This window comes from Vibrio wakamikoensis (assembly GCF_050337275.1).
GTDB lineage: Bacteria > Pseudomonadota > Gammaproteobacteria > Enterobacterales > Vibrionaceae > Vibrio > Vibrio chaetopteri.
Genome location: NZ_JAKJST010000022.1, coordinates 66,088 through 86,973 on the forward strand (window position 1 = coordinate 66,088; position 20,886 = coordinate 86,973).

Sequence of the window (20,886 nt, forward strand, 5' to 3'; positions counted from 1 at the left end):
GTAAAAAGACCATAAGTTACCAATAGTGAGCCTGTGAAGTCTCAATTAAACAGGCTCTAGGTGTTTTGATTGCGTTCACAGTAACCGGGGGTTAGTTAAACGCACGAGCAAGAACACCATTCCCTTGATATTGGTAATGAGCAGAATCATTGCTTATAAATACCGATTCGCCAGATTTTAATACAACTTGGTTGTCTGATGACGATACGATCACTTCGCCTTCTACACAAAACAGTATCTCTGCACTGCGCAAGTATTGACGTTGGATTTCGTGGTTAGACTGAATAATGTCAAACCCAAAATCGTCCACTGGGATAGGGTAGCTTAACCTGCCTGCCTTGTTTACAGGATTAAGCCTGATATCTTTTGGTTTGATAGACTGGAACCTAACGTTGTCGATAAGCTCCGGTACGTCGATGTACTTAGGCGTTAAGCCTGCACGCAGAACATTGTCTGAACTCGCCATAATTTCTAAACCAGTTCCCTCTACATAAGCATGAGGGGTTTCGGCATGCAAAAACATTGCTTCACCGGGCGCGAGTTCAACGGTGTTGAGCATCAGCGGTGCAAACAGACCAATGTCATCGGCATAGTGTTGATAGAAACTCTGGCTATAAGACAAAGCCTCCCTAACCATGACGCTTTTGGCAGGCCTCTCGTAAGCGGCGTAAAGCTCTTGCAGCGCTTGCTGCTTACTTTCTCCTTCAAGAGACATGATTTCTGTAAAAAAGCGCTTGAGACCGCCACTCGTTTGGTCGTTTGCTAGAGCTGTCACTTGAGGCTTAAGCGCTTCAATCCCAACTGCTGCGAACAAGCCTACGATGTCTTCGATTGGTCGAAAGCCATTCATTGCCTTGTAGAAAGTGAGCGCATAAACCAGTTCCGGTTTGTGGTTCGGATCTTTGTAATTACGGTTCGCGGCATCAAGCGGGATACCTTGGGTATTCTCGCGTTCGAAGCCTAGCTCGGACTTGCGCTTGTTCGGGTGCACTTGAATCGATAATGGCGTTTCTGCAGAAAGCACTTTAAACAAGTACGGAAGCTCTCCAAATCGATGGGTTGTATAGTCACCGAGGGAAGAACCTGAGTCTTCAAGCACTGAACTACCATTGGCATGGGCGCCCATCCAGATTTCAGCCTGTGGTTCATTATTTGGGTTTTCAATGCCAAACAGCTCAGTGATGGAGGTTCTACTTCCCCACGCATAGTGCTTGATGTCATTGCTAAGTTTTACTAGAGACATGTGTTTTTCTACCAATCAGCGATGGACAGCTCCCTCAAGTGAGGGAGCTGGTGGATGTTAGAACTTGATTTGGAAGCTTCGAGCTTGGCAAGGCTTCAATTCACCGAACGATTGCATCGCTACATTCGTTTCGCGCACACGTTCATCTAGACTCACCTCTCTCCATGACGTTACTGGCTGAGTAAAGTCAATGTGGTCTTCGATGCTGCCAATCTCTGCTGGGTTGTAAACACGTAGAATCAGAGCATCGTCATCCTCAGATTTCTTGAGGACACTCAGAACCGCGCCTTTCTTGCCCTTGTTTAGTAGCGAATACGTCAGCGGTTTATCTTGCTCACCTACGTTAAGCTTCATCGCGTTATATGGGATCTTGTTGTAACACTGGATTGGCGTCACATTGTCACGAGCCTCGGCCATGAGGTTGGCATCTATGTGATTGCCCGCAAAACCAAATAGTGCGAACTCACATACAATCTTGCCGCGAGTTTGTGAGTCTGGTGTTGGGATCTTAATACCAGACGGTCGGCCAGGGCGAAGCAGCAGATTCTCTTTACCAAGTACGCCTACGCCGCGGAATAAAGTGAGTGCGAAGGTATCGCGTTCTTGATTGCCTTGGCTTGAAATTACTTCGAACTCACGCAGACCATTGGTCATAAGTGCCATGCCGCCCGTTTGGTTTTCTACCGCTGCAAAATTCATAAGTTGGTACACTGGCACCGGTGCTTCTTTCCAGCCTTCTTGCTCCCACACTTCCATTGCAGGGTCGTTAGTTGGACGAGTAATCAAACCAAATTGGTTGTCCGCTACCACGACCTCAGAAACAAACGGTGTCGGTACTAGCACGCGAACACGGTGATCGTCAGCTTGGTTGTCCATTTCTATGCGAACTTCGATGCGGCGTGAACCTTGTTTGAGCAACACTTGGCAGTTGATATCGACGAAGCCGTTTTGCCCTGAACGCGCCTCGCGTTCTTCAAGGTTTGCTGGGACGTTCATGCGTGTTTTGATTGTAGCAACAGACTGGAAACCTTCGTGTTTGATGTTGGTTTCCACATCAAACTCATCGGAATACAGTAGCCACTCTTTACGAGATGGTGAGTAGTCGTACTCATCACCATCGTCTGAGCCCTCTTCCACGCGCAGCACTTGGTCGAAAGTCATTTGCGTTTCTTTGTCCAGCACGGTTAGGGTGCCGTTGGCGTTCACTGAGATTTGGTAGAATTCATTCTCAAGATATTCTGAAGTCGACTTCACAGATTTTTGTGTGCCGTGTTGGCTACCTTGGATATGCAGCGTGGTAAAGCCCATCGCAGGCACTGTGTATTTAATCTGGATATCGTACTCAATGAATGGGTCGTAATTACCGTAGTGAACGATTTGACGGTCAATCTTACCTGGGTCAATGACACGCTGGTCTTGAATGAAGTACTCAACTGGGTTGCCTTCATCATCAAATAGGTTGAATTTATCAGCGCGGATAGTAATGGTGGTATTGATCACCTCTTCACGCTCATAAGGCGACAGGTTAAAGAACGCCAGTTTGTCACAGCCTTCGCGCGCTGGCATATGGTCAACGATCTTACGCTTGTAGAATGTGATCAAGTTGGTCGCCATATCGTCGGCAAGAATGTAGCGGTTCAGGATTTCAGCATGAACCTTGTCTGAGCAGCAGCAACCGATAGAGTCGTGGGCATGGTTCTTCATGCTCTCTTTCCACATTTTCTCGATAAGACCGTGGTGGTACTCAAAACCCAGTGTCCAAGCGATGGCCGCGAGCGGCTCTAGGGTATTAACGATCTTATTTTCTACCTCAGCGTGGATCAGTTTGATGTCCATACGAGTCGAAGAAATGGTGCGGTGAACACGCATGTATTTACCGTCGTTAAACTCACCTTTAATAGTGTCTAGGCTGTCACGCTCTTCACGGACACGGTCAAAGACCTCTTCAAAGCGGCTCATGACGAACTCACGATCTGGGTAGATCTCGCGTAGCTTGTCCATCACCTCAAAGATGTCTTTTTGGATTGGCATCTGGTCGTGACCGTTTGGCAATAGGATGTCTTTGGTCACAGAAGGTTTTTCAAGCACTGGGAAGTATTTATCCAGACGTGCACGCAGACCTTCTTCGTCTTGTGGCAGGTATTTACCAATCGCGTAGCCAAGAGGCAGCACCTGAGCCATGACTTCAGAGCCGTCGTTTGATTGCCACAAGAATTCTGTTTTGTCGGTACCGTGACGCTCAGAGCAGCCGCGCCAGAACATGGCTGTGTCGATATCAAAACCGTTGTAGATCATTGGTAGCTGTGAGCTCATTGAGAATGAGTCTGGCAGGTAGCCGATCTTCATAGGTTCGCCCAGCGCAAGGCAGTCACGCATTCCGTAAAGCATGTTGCGAACAATGGACTCGCCAGAGACTTGCATGGTGTCAGTTTGTGAGTACCAAGGACCAACAATCAGTTTGCCAGCCTCAACCAGTGCTTTTACTCGCTGTTTGTTCTCTGGTTTGATAGCAAAGTAATCTTCAAGAACCGCAGTCTGACCATCCAGTACGTAGTATTTGTACTCTGGGTCATTTTCCAGACGCTGCATGATTTCTTCCATATTGTTCACAAGCAGAATGCGAGATTCTTCTGTTGTGAAATACCATTCACGATCCCAGTGCATGTGAGGAGTGATATGAACGCGAGATGTAGTCATTGTGTTAACCTTTGGACTGCTTTGCAGTGAGTTTAAATTCTTTAATATCAAGGGATTGTTTATTAGTGCTGATTAAGGGCACAGAAATTTCCGTGCCCCTCAGCTTATTGATTAATAATATTGATTAGTTTTGCGTCGCTACCTGGGCTGCAAATTTACCCTTTTTTACGGCATGCGCTCTCCACGCAAGCAAGGTGACGGTTGAGATTGCTGTGCCGACTAGGGCTGCGCCAAACCAGATGGCTGCCGCCATGAAGCTACCGATACCTGCGTCGTGCAGTAGGAAGATTGAGAAGATGCCAGCACCCGGAGTCGATAGACCAATACCCGCAGCGCCAATCATTGCGCCCGTTACGATTGAACCTAGTAGGAACGAACCGATAACGCGGATAGGGTCTTCAATCGCCATTGGAATCGCACCTTCAGTGATACCCGCTAAGCCAAGCAACCAAGTTGATTTACCTGTCTCAATCTCAAAGTCTTTAAACAGTCGTGGAGCAAGCATGGTTGAAGCCGTTACTGTGAACGCCGATACCATTTTCACTGAGCCGAAGATTGCGTATGGACCATAAACACCGTTTGCCATTGCTCCCAGACAGAAGGCGTAAGCCGCTTTGTTTACTGGGCCGCCAAGGTCGAACGATACGAAGCAACCGATCACAGCACCGAGCAGAAGAGCGTTGGTACCAGACATACCGTTTAGCCAGTCTGTTAGACCTTGGTTTAGCCATGCTACTGGCTTACCAATAACGAACAGCATCAAAGAGCCCGCGACTAAGGTACCGATAACTGGGTAAAGGTAGAAGGTTAGGAAGCCGTTGAAAGCAGGGCTTAGGCGAACATTTTCTTTCACCCAGCGCATTAGGTAACCGGCGATCAAACCACCCACAACACCACCGAGGAAGCCCGAGCCGATAAGGTTTGCGGCAATACCGGCAGCAAAACCTGGACCTAATGCTGGTTTATCAGCAAGTGAATAAGCGGTATAAGCGGCAAGTACAGGAACCATTAAGGTACCTAGCAGACCACCACCAAGTTTGCGGTACATCCACAGCCAAGAACCATCGGTTGCGTAAAGCTCTTGCAAGTCAAAAATTTGTGCAATAAGAACGGCGACTGCTAGAACGGTGCCGCCAGCAACGATAAGCGGAACGGCATAAGAGATACCTGAAAGCAGCGCTTGTTTTAGCTCCGTTTTCAGCGGAAGTTTTTTCGGTTTATCGTCAGTCGCAATGGTGCGATCTGCGCCCGTACCATTTTTGCCAGCCTCGATGGCTTCGTTGAGAATTCGCTCTGAGTGTTTGATTGGCTCTGCGACAGGCACTTCAACACGTGGAATACCGTTAAAACGTTCGACTTCTTTGATTGCAACTTCTGCTGCAAACACGACGGCTGTGGCGTTATTTAATTGCTCGGCAGTCAAACGATCTTCGATACCGTTTGCACCTTGCTTCTCTACGTAAACCTTATATCCAAGCTTGTGGCCTGTTTTTTCAAGGTATTCAGCTGCCATATAAGTGTGAGCGATGCCAGCGGGGCAAGCAGTAACACAAACAATGGTTGGTGCATTTGTATCTAAGTTGTCTTGTTCTTGGTGTGTTTCTTCTTGGTTTGACAACAAAGTTAGAATTTGTTCTGAAGTTGTAGCATTAAGAACGGCTTGACGGACATCGTCGTCAACGAGCGTTGTCGTTAGCTCGGTAAGCAGGTGCATGTGCGTAGAGCCTGCTTCTGCATTGGGGATCGCAATCAGAAAGATGAGGTTAACGTCTTCTTCTTCGTCGATACCTTGCCATTTAAGATCGCTTGATAGTGTCGCAACCGCAAAGGCTGCTTCTTTTACGGCATCCGTTTTACCATGTGGTACCGCTAAGCCTTCGCCAAGTGCTGTTGGTCCTTGCGTCTCGCGTTCAAATACCGCTTTTAGGTATTCTTCTTTATTGTGAAGTTTGCCTTGTTGATATAGTTGTTCGGCAAGAGCTTCTATCGCTGCATCGCGACTTTCAAAAGTCGTTTGTAGGTTAATCAGCGATGGGTTGGTCAGAGATGTTAGGTTCATAACTTTTGTCCCATTGTTACATTCATCTATTGTTGTCCCGTCAACAATGGCTAAATAATACCTCTTTAATACAAATGATCCATGATGGAGATCTCATTTATTGATAAATATGTATTGTTGTTGTATTTAAATTTGGTCTTTTTGTAGTAACAATTGCTTGTCATTGCTCTATCAATTCGTATCATATGACTAAATATAGTTCTTGATGGGCTTAGATGCCCTATCGAACATCGTTATGTCAGTAGAGGTTTGTATGGCGAGATTGCCGATGTATCGAAGAATCGCTGATGCGATTCGGGAAAAGATCAGTTTAGGGGAGTATAAAGTGGGCGAAGCATTGCCAACTGAAGCTCAGCTCCGTGAAGAGTTCTCGGTAAGTCGTGTTACGGTGCGACAGGCAATTAAGTTACTAGTAGAAAACCAAGAGCTTGAGAGTATTCAAGGTAGCGGTACTTATGTGAAAGAGAATCGTGTTAATTACGATATCTACCAACAGACTAGCTTTGCAGAGAAGTGGGCGCACCTTAATGGTGTTACTCACAGCGACGTGCTGGCATTTGAGATCCAAGCGGCCTCTATAACGATGGCTGAACATCTAGAGATTCAAGAAGGTGAGCGGGTTTTCTATATCAAGCGTGTGCGCTTTCTTGATGATAACCCCATCACCGTGGAAGAGACTTGGATGCCGATCAGCATGTTCCCGGATCTCACCTATCAGGTGATGCAAGGCTCTAAGTATGAGTTTATCGAGAAGCAGAAAGGTCTCGTAATTGACCGCAGTGAGCAGGAGATCATTCCTGTACTGCCTCCTGAAGAAGTCGCGGAACTATTACACATAGACCCAGCTCAGCCTATCATCGAGAAACGGACCCGCGGATTATTGAGAGGGGACATTGTATTCGAATATAGCCGAAACTATTTTAAATCAAGCGAATACAAGTTTACCTTGGTGGCCAAGCGACATTGATAAGAGAGTTACCTGTATTAGGAATGTCACTTTTTTAAGCGACTACCGACAAGTCTACTATCTAAACTTGTCACCTCTGCGATTCGCCATTTATAGTTAATCTATCAAGCATACCGAAAGGAATGAAAACAATGCGTTGGATGTTAATTGGAGCCTTGTCAGTAGGTGGTTTAGTGGGTTGCCAATCAACTTATTACTCTGCAATGGAGCAAGTTGGTTATCACAAGCGCGATATTATGGTGACGCGTGTTGAGGATGCCAAAGAGTCTCAACAGGAAGCGCAAGAGGAGTTTACTAGCGCGCTGGAGGCAGTATCCGCTCTGAGTGGGTTTGATGGCGGTGATTTAGAAAAAGTCTACAACGACATCAACGACAAATACGAAGACAGCGAAAAGGCCGCGGAAGAGGTGCGCGACCGTATTTCGGCAGTAGAGGATGTCTCTGAAGCGTTGTTTGAAGAGTGGCAAGCTGAACTTGAGCAATACACAAGTGCTAAGCTCCGTCGCTCGAGTGAGCAGAAGCTAAAAGATACTCGAGCCTCGTATCAAACCATGTTGAAAGCAATGAAGCGAGCAGAGCAGAAGATGACGCCTGTACTCAATACTCTGCGCGACAACACGCTCTACCTCAAACACAATCTTAATGCGAGTGCGATTGGCTCATTACAAGGAGAGTTGATCAGTCTAGAGAATGACATTCAAGTAGCGATCAATCAGATGAATGCCGCGATTGAGGAGTCGGATAAGTTTATTGGCAAGCTTAATAACCAATAGATAGTATCAAACAGGTCGTGTTGTTTGATACCTTGGCTGGTGGCTAGATCTTACCGACTAACTTTTGTAATAGCTGAACCATAGTTGCCTGCTCTTGCTTTGTGAGAGGATTTAGAAGCTGTTGATTCACTTCGAGAGGCAAGTGGATCACCTCTTTCTTAAGCGCACGTCCTTCTTCGGTTAGGTAGATTTTAAATGAACGTCGACTGTCGGGATCCGGTTGACGTTCCACAAGACCTAGGGTCTCTAACTTGTCGATAGTGCGTGTTGTCGTCGAGCTTTCGACTTTGGACATCTGAGCGATCTCTCGTTGATTAATCCCTTCTTTTTCCCATAAACACATCAACGTTGGCCACAATGCTAATGTTAGTCCTTTTTCCTTGAGGCGCTGATCAAACTCTTTAGATGCGTGATTGGCGACTACGTTGAGCAGCCAGCCGAAACTGGATTCGCGTTCAAATTCATTGTTCATCATATTTCCGTTGTGCAAATCTTTTAATAAAAACCCGGCAATGAAAGCTCAGCTGTCACCGTGATTGGTAACCAATGAGTCATATCATTGATGGGGCAACTATTGCGATGGTAACTAAAATGGCGCCAATTAGCACTAAAAATGCGCGGCGCTGGCTTACGAGCGTTGGAGCAGCTCTCTGGTGTGTCATCCATTGCTTGCCAGTTATCATTGCAAGGAGTAGTGGCTTACCTATGAACTTGTATCCAACGATCGCCGCTACATGTGCAGCGATCAGCCAAGGTAGCAACTGCGCCAATAAAAGATGAACTTGCTCTCCAGCATCATAAAAGGTGTCTGGGATTGCGACGCCATATTGCTCTAACCCGTCAAATAGTCCGGCTAGTAACATCCCGCTTAAACACTGCATAATAAGAAGGCCTAGCATAGTCACTACCATAAGGGCACCTAATGGATTGTGCCCCGCAGTGGCAGGCTGTATACCTGTTAGGTAGTCAACTATCTGTTTCGGCTTTTTAACAAATTGTTTGAAGCGGCTGGTTTCACTGCCAACAATGCCCCAGCACATACGCCAAACCAGCAGAGTAAATAACACCATACCAAGCTGAAGATGTGGCCCTGTACCTTGAAGCCCAGTGTCCATTAACGCCACAAACAGTAACGCCTGTGCCCAGTGATAAATGCGAGTCGCGGCATCCCAGACTTTAATGTTTCTCATAAAATCTACTCGTTATCGAAAAAGTGAGATTAATTCAAGTTAACTCCAAAAATAAGGTGTATGTATGTTGCTAGTGAAAAAGGTTTGCTCTAAAGCTGCAGTATGTGGATTGGTGTTTGTGTCATTGGCTATGGTGCAAAACGCTCAAGCGATGAGCCATGCCGAGTCTATCGCTACACGTCAATCGGCGTTTGAGCGTATTGAGAGTCAGACCGAACGGGTTGCTGATCAAGTGAGCAAGTCACAAGTAGATTGGCAGGCACTTCAAGTGGCCAGTGAACAGCTTCTAGAAGACAGTTTGCTATTGTCTGCGGCCTTCCCTGTGGGTAGCCAACAAGGGAGTAAGGCGAAAGAGTCGGTTTGGAAGAAACCTGCGAAGTTTCAGCAGTTGCTTACCGACATGCAGCAAGGCTATCAACAGGTCGTGGACGGCGTTCAATCTCAATCTGTGGAGTCGGTAGAAGCTGGACTTGATGCCGCTAACTCTACTTGTCGCAGTTGTCACCGCAGTTACCGCTCGCGTTGGTGATCGATCTTGATGTGTTAGTTGTTTTGAATGAGCGAACAATTTTTAAACAATAAATTTGTAAATCCCGACAGCTGTTACAACTATTAGGAAATAGGCTGGTGTTTTTGAGGGATTAATCAATGAGCAGTGTATTCCACCGCAGTTGTCACGGCCAACTGCCAACAGTGAGTCATGGTGAAGGTGTCTATCTATTCGATACTCATGGTAAAGCGTACCTTGATGGCTGTGGCGGAGCGGCAGTATCGAATTTGGGGCACAATCACCCCCAAGTGAAACAAGCTATCCGCGATCAGCTTGATGCCGTGCCTTATGCGCATACTGGCTTTTTTACCACACAAAGCAGTGAGCTATTAGCAAAGCGTCTTGTGGACTTAGCTCCGGAGCCGTTAAAGCAGGTTTATTTTGTAAGTGGTGGTTCGGAGGCGGTGGAAGCCGCGCTTAAAATGGCTCGTCAGTATTTTGTTGAGAGAGGAAAACCTCAGAAAACAGAGTTCATTGCTCGGCGGCAAAGTTATCATGGCAACACACTAGGCGCGCTGGCGGTGGGGGGAAACGAATGGCGTCGTGAGCCGTTTCGTCCTTTGCTCACTACGAGTCACCATATCGCGCCTTGTTATGCATATCGCGAGCAAATGGCGTATGAGTCCGAAACGGATTACAGCATGTGGGCGGCCAACGAACTGGAACAACAAATCCTGGCACTCGGTGCGGACAATGTGATGGCGTTTGTCGCAGAGCCAGTTGTGGGGGCGACCGCTGGCGCTGTCCCGGCGACAAAGGACTATTTTAAACGGATTAGAGAGATCTGTGACCAGTACGAAGTCCTACTGATCTTGGATGAAGTGATGTGTGGTGTAGGAAGAACGGGGACTTTCTATGCTTTTGAACAAGAAGGTGTTGTACCCGATATGGTGACCATAGCGAAAGGGCTTGGAGCAGGTTATCAATCAATTGGTGCCGTGGTCGTGCAGGATAAGGTCTATCAGACCATCGCCAATGGGTCTGGCTTTTTTCAGCATGGGCACACGTTTATGGGGCATCCCATTGCATGCGCGGCGGCGCTTGCCACAGTGAATACGATTATCGACGATGATCTCCTCTCTGCTGTCACCAATCAGGGGATAGGGTTATCTAATAAGCTAGATAGCACACTCGGTGATTTGCCGTTTGTCGGCGATATTCGTGGGCGAGGTTTGTTTATTGGCATTGAGCTCGTGGCGGATAAAGTCACTAAAGCACCACTGCCCACGTCAACACAAGCGCATAAGTGGGTAAAATCCATTGCTATGGATCAAGGGTTAATGTGCTACCCCATGTCGGGCACTATCGATGGCAAACAAGGGCATCATATCTTACTCGCACCCCCGTTCATCATAGCTGACGCTGAGCTCGACGAGTTGGTCGTTAAACTGACTAGTTCACTTGAGCTGGCCGCTGCAAAGTGGGGGGCATAGCATGACTGCCCAACCATTTTCTGAGTCGGCGATCATCGTGGCACCCAACGGGGCTCGTAAAACCCAACGCGATCATCCTAATCTTCCCTTGGAGCTGCCAAGTATTATTGATGAAGCCATCGCGTGTCGAGATGCTGGAGCGGCGATGGTGCATTTGCATGCCCGCGACAAACAAGGTCGGCACTCGCTTGAGCTTGACGATAATCTCCCTCTCTACCGAGGGCTAAAGGAGCGGGTGGGTGACACGCTTCTAGTGCAACTGACCACGGAGGCTGTCGGTCTGTATCTTCCAGAGCAGCAGAAGGCCTTAATTAAAGCAATCAAACCGGAAGCCGCGTCTTTTGCGCTTCGAGAGCTGATTCCTGATGAGCAGCACTTAACATCGGCGAGTAGCTTCTTTCATTGGGTCGCAGACCAAGGCATCATCTCGCAATATATCCTCTATGACGAACAAGACTTACAGCACTATTTGCGATGGTTATCGCGCGGATTGTTGCCCAATTACCACCATCATTTGTTATTAGTATTAGGGCGCTATCGCGACGGGCAGTTGGCGCATCCGCAGGATCTCGCTCCTATGTTGAGATCACAATTATTTGAACTGGATCACCGTTGGGCGGTGTGTGCCTTTGGTCATTTTGAACATAACTGTTTGACGGCTGCTATGCTTATGGGGGCTGACGTACGAGTAGGGTTTGAAAATAATCATTATGACAATCAGGGTGCTATCGCGGAAAGCAATGCTGTTTTAGTGACTCAACTTGTCGATACGGCGACAGCACTCAACATCAAACCAATGACAACAGAAGAATTAAAAAACCATCTCACTTCGGCCGGTTGTTAAGGAGTACACCGGTCAGGATACCTACGACAGGAAAAGGAATAATTATGACCAAAATAAAGACCATGTTAACTGTATCTGCTGTTTGTATGGCAATGGGCGGCGCTACCCTCGCGCACGCCAAAGACCAATTTGTGACAATTGGTACTGGTGGTGTAACAGGCGTCTATTATCCTACTGGAGGGGCGATTTGCCGATTGGTAAATAAAGACCGTAAAGATCATTCGATCCGTTGTTCTGTGGAAAGCACTGGCGGTTCTATCTACAACATCAACACCATTAGAGCCGGTGAATTGGATTTAGGTATCGCTCAGTCAGACTGGCAATATCATGCCTACAATGGTACTAGCAAATTTGCTGACGCTGGCGCTTACAAAGACCTCCGTGCGGTATTCTCTATTCACCCAGAACCGTTTACCGTGGTCGCGCGTGCCGATTCTGGAATTGAGAAGTTTGAAGACTTAAAAGGCAAGCGAGTGAACATTGGTAACCCAGGCTCTGGCCAACGCGGTACGATGGAAGTACTTATGGACGGCTATGGCTGGGGTAAGGATGTATTTAAATTGACCTCTGAGCTGAAAGCCTCTGAGCAATCTAAAGCGCTTTGTGACAATAAAATCGATGCAATGATCTATACCGTTGGTCACCCTAGTGGCGCTATCAAAGAAGCAACAACTTCTTGTGACAGTAAGCTAGTAACCGTTGACGGCTCTGTGGTTGACAAGCTAGTGGCAGACAACAGTTTCTATCGCGTTGCAACAGTACCAGGCGGTATGTACAAAGGTAATCCTGAAGACACGATGACCTTTGGTGTCGGTGCGACATTTGTTTCATCTACCGCAGTACCAGAAGATGTGGTGTATAACATCGTTAAGTCTGTGTTTGAAAACTTTGATGATTTCAAGCGCCTGCACCCAGCATTCGCCAACTTGAAGAAAGAAGAGATGATCAAAGATGGCCTATCGGCGCCATTACATCCAGGTGCTGAGAAATACTACAAAGAAGTGGGTCTACTTAAATAGTCAAATGGCCTTATAAAAGTTCAAACCCAACGCTTATGCGTTGGGTTTGTTGCTTTGGGGGAAAGCAAAAAAAGAGGCAATACAAAACGGTATTGCCTCGAGTTACACACATAACACAAGTTCTAGGTGCTTAAGGCCAAATCATAATGCGCCTAGTTGCGTTTGGTTTTGTCAGTAAACAGTGAGCGAAATGTCAACGTCATTGGCAGTTGGAACCGCTCTCACAGTTATTTTTGGGACATCATTTTAGCTTGGCTGAGGTAATGAACTCGCCAAAACTTTCACACCACACAATAGCCGTATTGTATTGAGTTAAATCGGTTTGTTCTGGAAGTGTCAGCAAAAAACGATCGAAGGTTTTTACATCTCCCACTTGAAGCATGGCTGCTTTGTTGGCGACAAACTCTGCCTCTGTTTCAATGAAAGTAGGTGAGAGGTACAGTTTGTAATCGGGTCCCGGAGCGAGTTCGCCGATAAACATTGCACTCTCACCGGAAAAGCTGATTTTACCTTCGCCCCAATGTAGAAAGTCACTGTCTTCTCGTTCTTTGCTAAATTCTCCCTGATATATAATGGCTGAGGTTTGCGACTCAATTGCCTCAATCGATGGTGAGTCTGGCTGAGTGAGAATAGGTAGAACATAGATTCCCAACATAAAACCAGCAAACAATGCTGCTAAGTGAGTAAAAAGTAATAAGACACGTTTCACAAAGATTCCCTTCTAATCTAAAAACGGATAATACCTAGAGGTAACTCTAGTACAGCGGTGAACTGATTGATAGCCATCAATACAGAGGTTACTTAGCGGTCTCTCGTCACTTCTGCGATGGTATTTCCTGTGATAGTTAGCAGGCTATCCTATACTTGTTGCTAGGAGGATTGCTATGAAAATCAGATTGTTAATCAGTGGTATCGTCACAGGATTGGCCAGTTCCTTGATTGGGCACCAGGTCGAAGCTGCGCCATCCATGGGTTTGGTTTTACCTGGTGGTTGGCAAGCTTGGGGTAGTCGCGCAAAAGAGATCCAACAATGGGAATCACAGAATAGCGATATTGTATTTGGCAGCTTGGGTACGCCAGAGCTAAACAAGCAGACTACGGCTCTTGGCTACATGTACAGCCAGAAACTGGATTGCTTTGCTGGTGAACAAGAAGCGTGGCTTCATCGACAACTGTGGCAGCAAGGCGTTAACCCAGAGCACCTTTATCTGCATGCTTCTCAAGAGACGCACTTAGCCTATGAAAATCTATCTGAAAAGGCGCAGCAATTTCTCGACGGAAAGCCACTTCATATGATGGTGAAAAAGGGCACGGTGCTCAAGACTGCACGATTGCCGCTAAAGCTGTCTATAAATGAAGAGCTCATTGTCGTCACCTCCCTGCCTTTTATGGCTATCAATGTACCCTCTAGCGATACACTATCGATTAGCCTTGCTAGGCCAGAGCAAAATAGTGCGCCGATAAGTGAGTGGCAGCCTTTGAGTATTGGTGAGCCGACTGTTACAGGTTCTTTGTCACGTATTACCATCGAGCAGCAGATGCTAGCAGTTGCTCCTTGGCTTGGCGAATATCATTTCAATACCGGCCATCGTGCACTCGATTTAGATATGCCCGTGTATATGGTGCGGTTGAGTTGGTCAAAGCCGCAGAGTATAGATGCGTTGTCTGTTGACTATGGTTTGCGTCAGGAAGCGAAACACGTGGAGATACCGGGTTGGGATTGGCGTAATGATACCAATGGCGATGGGTATTTGGATGATAACGAGTATCGTCAAAGAGTAAATCTAGAAGCGCAAGCGCGATACGCTTCACAAGCTCGCCTTATCCCCGTAGGCAATATGTGGCCCGGGACCTGCTGGCAGCGCACTAACTTTTCTCACCCGTCAGCTAATCAGGCACATATGGATTGGTATAAGTATGATTGGCAGCGGCAGGGACTGAGCGGCGCCTACAACGATGATATGGCAAAGCTGCTTGGTAGTAATCAATATCAAGTGCTTAAAGGAGGTGCTATCACCGAGTTGCCAGGCAAGGTCGGCACTGATGAGGCTGCCTTGAATTATGCTGGGCAAATGGCGAGCTTCCTCTCACAGCTCAAAGACCATATACCTAACACGCAGCTGGCAGCGAATATCTCTGAGTTAAACTTGTGGCGCTACCCACAATGGACGCCCGAACTCAGAGGTGTCTTCGATGTTTGGCTTAGAGAGCATTACCTGTATGCGGCAATGGGAACGGATGCACTTCGCGAGCGTTGGGAGCACTTTGCTCTCTCTGCTATGGGAGACGAGAGTCTTGTCATGACCACGACCCGTTTTGGCCGCAGCGAGCTAGATACCCAAAATGAGCTGGCATGGCAGCAAGACATTGCCACGGGACTGGCACTCTATTACTTGTTCCATATACCCAAACAAACCCACTATCACAGCTGGAATCAAACTTTTTATTACAGCAGCAATCCAACCGATAACAATAACTGGTACCAAAGTGGCGCGGTTAAAAATCAGGTTTATCGTCCGACCGAAATGCTCAGCTACGATTTAGGTGAGCCTATTAACGAGACCGACTCCTCATTTGATTGGTTAACGCAAGATAGAGTTGAAGCTAAGCAAGTTGAGCAACTCCTTCAATCCAAACCATCAGGGTGGTTTTGGCTTGACAGGGGGAATTGGCTCTGGCGTTCAAAATACAAAGCTATTGGCCGTCGGTTTGAACATGGATTGGTGGTCTATTTCGCTGGTGAATCACGCGCAGAAACTAAGGTGTGGAGTGATGAGCCGATCTGGAATGGCGAAAGGCAAACCATTGCATTGCCAGCTCATTATCAACGCGTGAATTGGGATGGCAGCTTAGCTCCCAAGAGTGATCAAATTGAACTTCGTCCATATGAGGGAGCGGTGCTGATATTATCGGGTGAGTAACGCTTGAGTAGGGTAGTCTAGGGCATTAGGTTTTTAAAAGAAGTGGTTATGAAAGGAGTCCGTTAAGCCTCATTTTCGAGTGGTGACGTGTTGAGCTCATCGTTAGAAGGGAGTAGTTCACAGACTTGAGCTTGTACAAAGTTCGAAACTTTTTCAAACTGACTTTTAACCGGTGTTGTTGTTCTTGGTTTTGATAACTAACGTGTTGAATTAGGGTGAGCTTCCAGTTTTAGAATCACGACTATTCTTGAAGAACCTAGGTTAGAAACTATATTGAAAGGACAAATTTAAATGGAAGTGCACCATGCTCCTGAACGATCTTCTGGTAGTAGTGAAAGTAGCAGAGCTTCGTGGTATCACTGCGGCCGCTAACAGCCTTGATATGCAAATGGCCACCGCGAGTGCAGCCATCAAAAGGGTCGAAAAATATCTTGGTGCGGAGCTGTTTATTCGCTCAACTCGACAGCTTCGCCTATCTCCGGCAGGGGAGCGTTACCTACCACAATGTGAACAAGCGTTGCGGCTGCTCGATTCAGCTCATCTGAGTATTAAAGAGGATACCGATGCTCTATTTGGGGAGGTTCGCATAGCCATGTCGTCGGATCTTGGGCGCAACGTAGTGCTGCCTTGGTTAGATGAGTTTCTAAATGACCATCCTCGAGTTCAGCTGCGCTGCAATATCAGTGATAGCAATATTGATTTCTATCGCGACTCTGTGGATGTCGCTCTTCGATATGGTACTCCAAACGATTCTAACTTGTATGGTTTTAAAATCTGTGATGTGCCGAGAGTTATTTGTGCGGCTCCAAGTTACATTGAGAAGAATGGACTTCCAAATCATCCTGAAGACTTGCATCGCCACAATGGCCTGTTCTATCAACTTCAAGAAACTATTCAAGATGAGTGGGTTTTCAGCAAAGAGCATGATGCCCTAAAGGTTAAGCTGACGGGAAATCGGGCGTCGAATGATGGTGATCTCGTGCGTAAGTGGTGCGTTTCGGGGCATGGCTTCTCGATCAAGTCATGTTTAGACATGGCCGACGATCTACTAAACAATAGAGTCGTCAACCTTATGCCTGATTATACCCCTACCGGAACAGACCTTTGGCTCGTATGCCCAAGCCGTCAGTGTATTACGCCGACAGTGCGGGTGTTGCGAGATTACTTTCGTCAGCGGACACACAGTACGCTATCCGCCCTCATTGAGCGTGGCATATTAACCTCAAAGGCATTGCACAAATTGTAATCCCACCTCTCCCTTCGAGTGGTGTCAGGTAACCTTTATTACCACTTTACCCATGTGTTTACCCGATGCTTGATAATCGTAGGCGAACACAGCCGACTCAAATGTAAAGGTCGTATCTATAATAGGGTGGATGTTGTGTGCACTTAGTGCTTTGTGCAAGTTCGTCTGCATGGCTTTGCTACCCACATAAATCCCAAAAACCCTTAGGCTTTTGCCCATGATAGGGAGAGGGTTAACTTTTGCATCCAGCCCTGACAGCACGCCAATCAGGCTAATAACTCCGCCAACTTTGACTGCGGTCATCGACTTTTCCAACGTTCCGGCGCCCCCTACCTCAAGTACCATATCGACACCTTTGCCACCTGTGAGGCTATGTACTTCCTGCTCCCAGTCAGGTGTTTCTCGATAGTTGATGGTGTGTGTCGCGCCCAACGACCGAGCCTGCTCTAGTTTTTCATTAGAACTTGACGTGACAATGGTGCTGATCCCATGAGCTGCGGCCAACTGCAGTGCGAAAATTGACACACCGCCAGTGCCCTGGAGCAGTACTGTCTGGCATTTTTGTAATGGCTGCGCATGTTCAAACATGGCATGCCAAGCGGTCAGTGCGGCACAGGGCAGCGTTGCCGCTTCTTCATAATTAAGGTGATCGGGAAAAATGATAAAACTGTCTTCATGTCCCACAGTTTCATGAGCTAGCATGCCATCTGTGGTGCCGCCTCCGCGAGCGACCTGCTGGATTTCTTGGTTGATAGACCCGTCTATCCAATTAGGAAAGAACAAACCAACCACACGATCGCCAACCTTGAGGTTTTTGACCTCGTCTCCTATTTCGACCACTTCACCTGAACCATCTGAGAACGGGACAACCTCTTCATTGGCGTAACGCAGATTTAAAATATCGCGATAATTGAGGGAGACAGCTCTTACTTTGATCCTTACCTCATTGGCTTTGAGCGCTGCAGTTGTCATTGAGCTAGCTTTAAGCTTATTCTCACCCGGCTGAATCGTATATTTCTTCATAACTGGCTTCCCTTGGGCAATGTCACGCCATAATCAGCGGTCTCGGGATCGGCGACCGCCTAAATACCATTATTTGTTCAAAGCTGAGTAATCACGACTGTGAATTCAACCAGTCCTGTGTTACCTCATCTAGGTCCTTTCCCTCTCGGCACACTTGATAGTCGAGGGCGGCAATGATGTCATTTGAAAACCTGAGTTTATCGAGAACCTCCAATTGCTCAGGTGTGAACAGAGCGGCTCTATCTTGTCGCAGTAAAAGAACAGCGCGATCCACTACGCCGAGCAAGCCCTTAGGGTCAGCTATTTCTCTAATCGTGTACTTATAGTGCAGAAACTGTGGCTTCCAGAGTGGCACGACTATCCATTCCTTGTTTGCCACGGCTCGCTCGTAGGTTCCGAAACAATCCTCTTCAGAGCCCGTATGGAAGCGATAGCCAGCCTCTTGCAATCCATACTCTTCGAGCATTTTTTTAGAAAAACGACTGATGCCAGCCCCTGGATTAATGCCTTGAATGTCGTGCTTCATTTTAGAAATTACATCGTCTTTTAGAAGGTCACTGACTTGTGAAACTGACGACTCAGGTACGTAATCAGGTACTCCCCACAGCGCATATGGCTCGTAATGGAGGCCTAGTTCTAATAGCGGCACCACCGTTTCTACCTCTTCTTTATATGCGCCGTGACTTGATGGCAACCAAGCGGAGGAAAGCATGTCCACTTTGCCGGCCTTTAACTGCGCAAAGTTGTCTTGGTGTGGGGCATAATGACGGGTAACTTCAAACCCCATGTCATTCAAAGTATGAGTGACTAACGAGGCGGCCACATGGTGAAACGATAGATCGGTAACCCCGATGGCAATACTCGGTTTCATAGCGATTCTCCTGATTTGCAGTAACTTAGGTCATGTAAACTAAACTGGGTCTTAATCGAGCTTGATGCGCAGAACGTGGTAGGGTTTGGATGAGCCTTCTTTGCCTTGGTTTAGTGCTGGGTTGAGATTCAACGAATTTTGGGTGAGATAGAGATATTGCCCTTGTATTGAAAAGCCGTCAGCCCAAGAAAGGAGCTTGTCGTCTTGAGCAAAGATTTGATATTGACCATTGCGTACTACACCTATGGCATTCTTTTCAACATCACCAACGTAGATATCGCCTCCAGCGCTGATAATCATGCCGTCACTTGGACGCTTCTCACTGTAGAACTCTATTGTTGAGGCGAGTGACTGCTCCGACATTGTTTTATCGGCCAATGCCTTTGCAGGGATACGATAAATGACACTGCCATTCACCGTACCAAAATAAACCCACTCAAAATCACTATCGATAGTGATAGGGTTCAGCCCCAAATAAAGGGCATCAATGGTGCCGTCTTCGCGTTTCGCCGCCATGAGGTTTCCGTCGATGTCAACATTGTGTTTCGGCGCTAATAATGCGGGGTTTGACGTGAGAACACGTCGTGATTGCCCTGTCTCTAGGTCGACAATCACGAACGCAGGCGCTGGTTCACCCGCCAAGTTGCCCAGTGTCGTGTCGGCGACATACATTAGGTTTCTTTTAGTGTCCAAAGCAAAATCTTGCAAGAATGAGTTAGCGACGACGACGTCTTTGCTGATCTCAATACGTTTATATAAACGGTCGCTGACACTATCCCATGCTACGACTTGGGGGGCAGATGTAGCGCTGCCCATATCGAGTATCCAAACAACGCCATTAGGTGTGCTATCGATGCCTATCACAGACGCAAAGCCGACCTCACCTTGTTCGGGACCATCTGACCAATCTTGACTAGGAAACGCCGCTGCTGTGCCATCTTGGAGTAGCTCGACAACGCGAAGCTCCGGAGCGTCTAACGGTTGCATAGATAGAAAAGTACGACCCTGTTCGGTGACGGTAATGTTACCCGGTCGGGTTCCATTCATTTCAGCTACGACTTCAATATCAGCAGCGAGGGCTGAGTTGAGAAGCGAGACACTGGCAAGTGCTAGGAGGATATGGGTAGCTCTGCTCATAATTTGTTCCTGTAATATTAGCAGCCTCGCGGCATAGCTCACACGAGAGCAAGTCACTCAAGGGCAAGGCTGGGATGTGAAACCACACGATTTATCCAATGTGAGTCATCTCGTTGATAGTGAAGGACTCTACTGCCCCCTCTGTCGCTTTGAGGTAATCCGATAGGTGTTTGTTGCCCATGTGTATCTGCCAGAGCTCGCGTGACTCCCAGTTTTCATAGAATACAAAATGAGCTGCGTTTTCATTGTCTTGGTGTAGGTCGTAATTGATGCAGCCTTGCTCGGCACGCGTGATATCAATGAGTTTGAGTAGCTCTGCTTTTACAAGGTCAACTTGGGCGGCATTTGCCAAAATGTTTGCAACGATGGTTAACTTGGTCATTTGAAACACCTCTTGTTCAATGTGGCGGGGAGATTGATGCCCCAATTGAAGTTAGACTCAGCTAGTTCACTTTGCCAATAGCCAGGTTTGAGATAGTCTCAATCAAGAATTGAGAATGCTGGGTCTTGGTGCGCGATTGCAGGGAAGGCGAGATGAAACTTGCACTAACGAAGAGTAAAACGAATGCTTTTGCTACTAGTGTGGTGATGTTTAGTTTCGCCAAATGCATATTCTGCACTATTGTTGATGGTGAGGAATGTAGAGTAAGGAGCGTTAAACCATGGTCACAAATAAACAGCGGGTAATAGAGTTGCTTGTAGCTACGAAGTACGGTGTTTCTGCCTCTGAAATGCCCACTCTTATTGATGTTCCAAAAGACGAAGCTTTGGGTATTATTAACGAGCTCATCTCAGAAGGTGAGAATATTCATTCTCTGGGCGATGGCATGAATCCAGAGGAGTTTGTACTTTATTCTATTGGTGTCATCGATGAAACGGTTACGCCTCACACTCGCGAAAAGTGATGTCTGTG

At 47.1% G+C, this 20,886-nt stretch carries 19 protein-coding genes; 9 read left to right on the top strand and 10 right to left on the bottom strand.

All coding sequences use genetic code 11. The annotated features are described in order from the left end of the window. Positions 1-91: 91 nt before the first annotated feature. From manA to mngA, 3 genes are all read right to left on the bottom strand, one after another. Positions 92-1,243, bottom strand: a complete 1,152-nt coding sequence (manA, locus tag L4C42_RS13405; protein ID WP_429760830.1) for a mannose-6-phosphate isomerase, class I — start codon at positions 1,241-1,243, stop codon at positions 92-94. Between the two features lie 57 nt (positions 1,244-1,300). Further along, entirely contained in the window at positions 1,301-3,940 is a 2,640-nt protein-coding gene (gene mngB, locus L4C42_RS13410) for a mannosylglycerate hydrolase (RefSeq protein ID WP_353499784.1), read from the bottom strand. A 124-nt stretch (positions 3,941-4,064) separates the two neighbouring features. Further along, positions 4,065-5,999, bottom strand: coding sequence for a PTS 2-O-a-mannosyl-D-glycerate transporter subunit IIABC (mngA, locus tag L4C42_RS13415; protein ID WP_418642787.1), 1,935 nt, complete (start codon positions 5,997-5,999; stop codon positions 4,065-4,067). 253 nt (positions 6,000-6,252) lie between these two features. Here mngA and L4C42_RS13420 point away from each other — a divergent pair, with 253 nt between their 5' ends. Then, positions 6,253-6,966, top strand: coding sequence for a GntR family transcriptional regulator (locus L4C42_RS13420; protein WP_353500156.1), 714 nt, complete (start codon positions 6,253-6,255; stop codon positions 6,964-6,966). A 203-nt stretch (positions 6,967-7,169) separates the two neighbouring features. Beyond that, entirely contained in the window at positions 7,170-7,739 is a 570-nt protein-coding gene (locus L4C42_RS13425) for a DUF2959 domain-containing protein (RefSeq protein WP_418643028.1), read from the top strand. A gap of 43 nt (positions 7,740-7,782) precedes the next feature. Here L4C42_RS13425 and L4C42_RS13430 read toward each other — a convergent pair whose 3' ends face one another. Beyond that, positions 7,783-8,211, bottom strand: coding sequence for a MarR family winged helix-turn-helix transcriptional regulator (locus L4C42_RS13430; protein ID WP_353500155.1), 429 nt, complete (start codon positions 8,209-8,211; stop codon positions 7,783-7,785). A gap of 79 nt (positions 8,212-8,290) precedes the next feature. Further along, the gene (locus L4C42_RS13435; RefSeq protein WP_353500154.1) at positions 8,291-8,920 is read right to left on the bottom strand and encodes a cytochrome b/b6 domain-containing protein; all 630 of its coding nucleotides are present in this window, start codon (positions 8,918-8,920) and stop codon (positions 8,291-8,293) included. A gap of 73 nt (positions 8,921-8,993) precedes the next feature. Between L4C42_RS13435 and L4C42_RS13440 the strand changes: the two genes are divergently transcribed. The 4 genes from L4C42_RS13440 (at position 8,994) to L4C42_RS13455 (ending at position 12,775) form a co-directional block, all read left to right on the top strand. Continuing rightward, positions 8,994-9,458, top strand: a complete 465-nt coding sequence (locus L4C42_RS13440) for a c-type cytochrome (RefSeq protein WP_353499781.1) — start codon at positions 8,994-8,996, stop codon at positions 9,456-9,458. 119 nt (positions 9,459-9,577) lie between these two features. Further along, entirely contained in the window at positions 9,578-10,912 is a 1,335-nt protein-coding gene (locus tag L4C42_RS13445) for an aspartate aminotransferase family protein (RefSeq protein WP_353499780.1), read from the top strand. A 1-nt stretch (position 10,913) separates the two neighbouring features. After that, the gene (locus L4C42_RS13450) at positions 10,914-11,756 is read left to right on the top strand and encodes a beta-keto acid cleavage family enzyme (protein WP_353499779.1); all 843 of its coding nucleotides are present in this window, start codon (positions 10,914-10,916) and stop codon (positions 11,754-11,756) included. Positions 11,757-11,818: 62 nt separating this feature from the next. Beyond that, positions 11,819-12,775 (top strand): TAXI family TRAP transporter solute-binding subunit, encoded by a 957-nt coding sequence (locus L4C42_RS13455; RefSeq protein WP_420884633.1) that lies wholly within the window; start codon positions 11,819-11,821, stop codon positions 12,773-12,775. Positions 12,776-13,016: 241 nt separating this feature from the next. Here L4C42_RS13455 and L4C42_RS13460 read toward each other — a convergent pair whose 3' ends face one another. Continuing rightward, positions 13,017-13,484, bottom strand: a complete 468-nt coding sequence (locus tag L4C42_RS13460; protein ID WP_418642789.1) for a DM13 domain-containing protein — start codon at positions 13,482-13,484, stop codon at positions 13,017-13,019. Between the two features lie 175 nt (positions 13,485-13,659). Between L4C42_RS13460 and L4C42_RS13465 the strand changes: the two genes are divergently transcribed. After that, positions 13,660-15,696, top strand: coding sequence for a hypothetical protein (locus tag L4C42_RS13465; RefSeq protein WP_429760835.1), 2,037 nt, complete (start codon positions 13,660-13,662; stop codon positions 15,694-15,696). A gap of 304 nt (positions 15,697-16,000) precedes the next feature. Then, entirely contained in the window at positions 16,001-16,942 is a 942-nt protein-coding gene (locus tag L4C42_RS13470) for a LysR family transcriptional regulator (RefSeq protein ID WP_353499775.1), read from the top strand. 24 nt (positions 16,943-16,966) lie between these two features. Here L4C42_RS13470 and L4C42_RS13475 read toward each other — a convergent pair whose 3' ends face one another. The 4 genes from L4C42_RS13475 to L4C42_RS13490 form a co-directional block, all read right to left on the bottom strand. Next, positions 16,967-17,965: a zinc-dependent alcohol dehydrogenase family protein gene (locus tag L4C42_RS13475; RefSeq protein ID WP_353499774.1), complete on the bottom strand. Its 999-nt coding sequence runs from the start codon at positions 17,963-17,965 to the stop codon at positions 16,967-16,969. A 91-nt stretch (positions 17,966-18,056) separates the two neighbouring features. Further along, positions 18,057-18,836 (bottom strand): glycine betaine ABC transporter substrate-binding protein, encoded by a 780-nt coding sequence (locus L4C42_RS13480; RefSeq protein WP_418642793.1) that lies wholly within the window; start codon positions 18,834-18,836, stop codon positions 18,057-18,059. Between the two features lie 51 nt (positions 18,837-18,887). After that, complete coding sequence (locus tag L4C42_RS13485; RefSeq protein ID WP_353499772.1) at positions 18,888-19,973, bottom strand: L-dopachrome tautomerase-related protein; 1,086 nt, start codon at positions 19,971-19,973, stop codon at positions 18,888-18,890. A gap of 91 nt (positions 19,974-20,064) precedes the next feature. Beyond that, a complete protein-coding gene (locus L4C42_RS13490) occupies positions 20,065-20,355 on the bottom strand; it encodes a putative quinol monooxygenase (RefSeq protein ID WP_353499771.1) in 291 nt (96 codons plus the stop codon). A gap of 280 nt (positions 20,356-20,635) precedes the next feature. Here L4C42_RS13490 and L4C42_RS13495 point away from each other — a divergent pair, with 280 nt between their 5' ends. After that, positions 20,636-20,878 carry a hypothetical protein gene (locus L4C42_RS13495; protein ID WP_418642794.1) on the top strand — a complete coding sequence of 81 codons (243 nt, stop codon included), beginning with the start codon at positions 20,636-20,638 and terminating at the stop codon, positions 20,876-20,878. Positions 20,879-20,886: the final 8 nt, after the last annotated feature.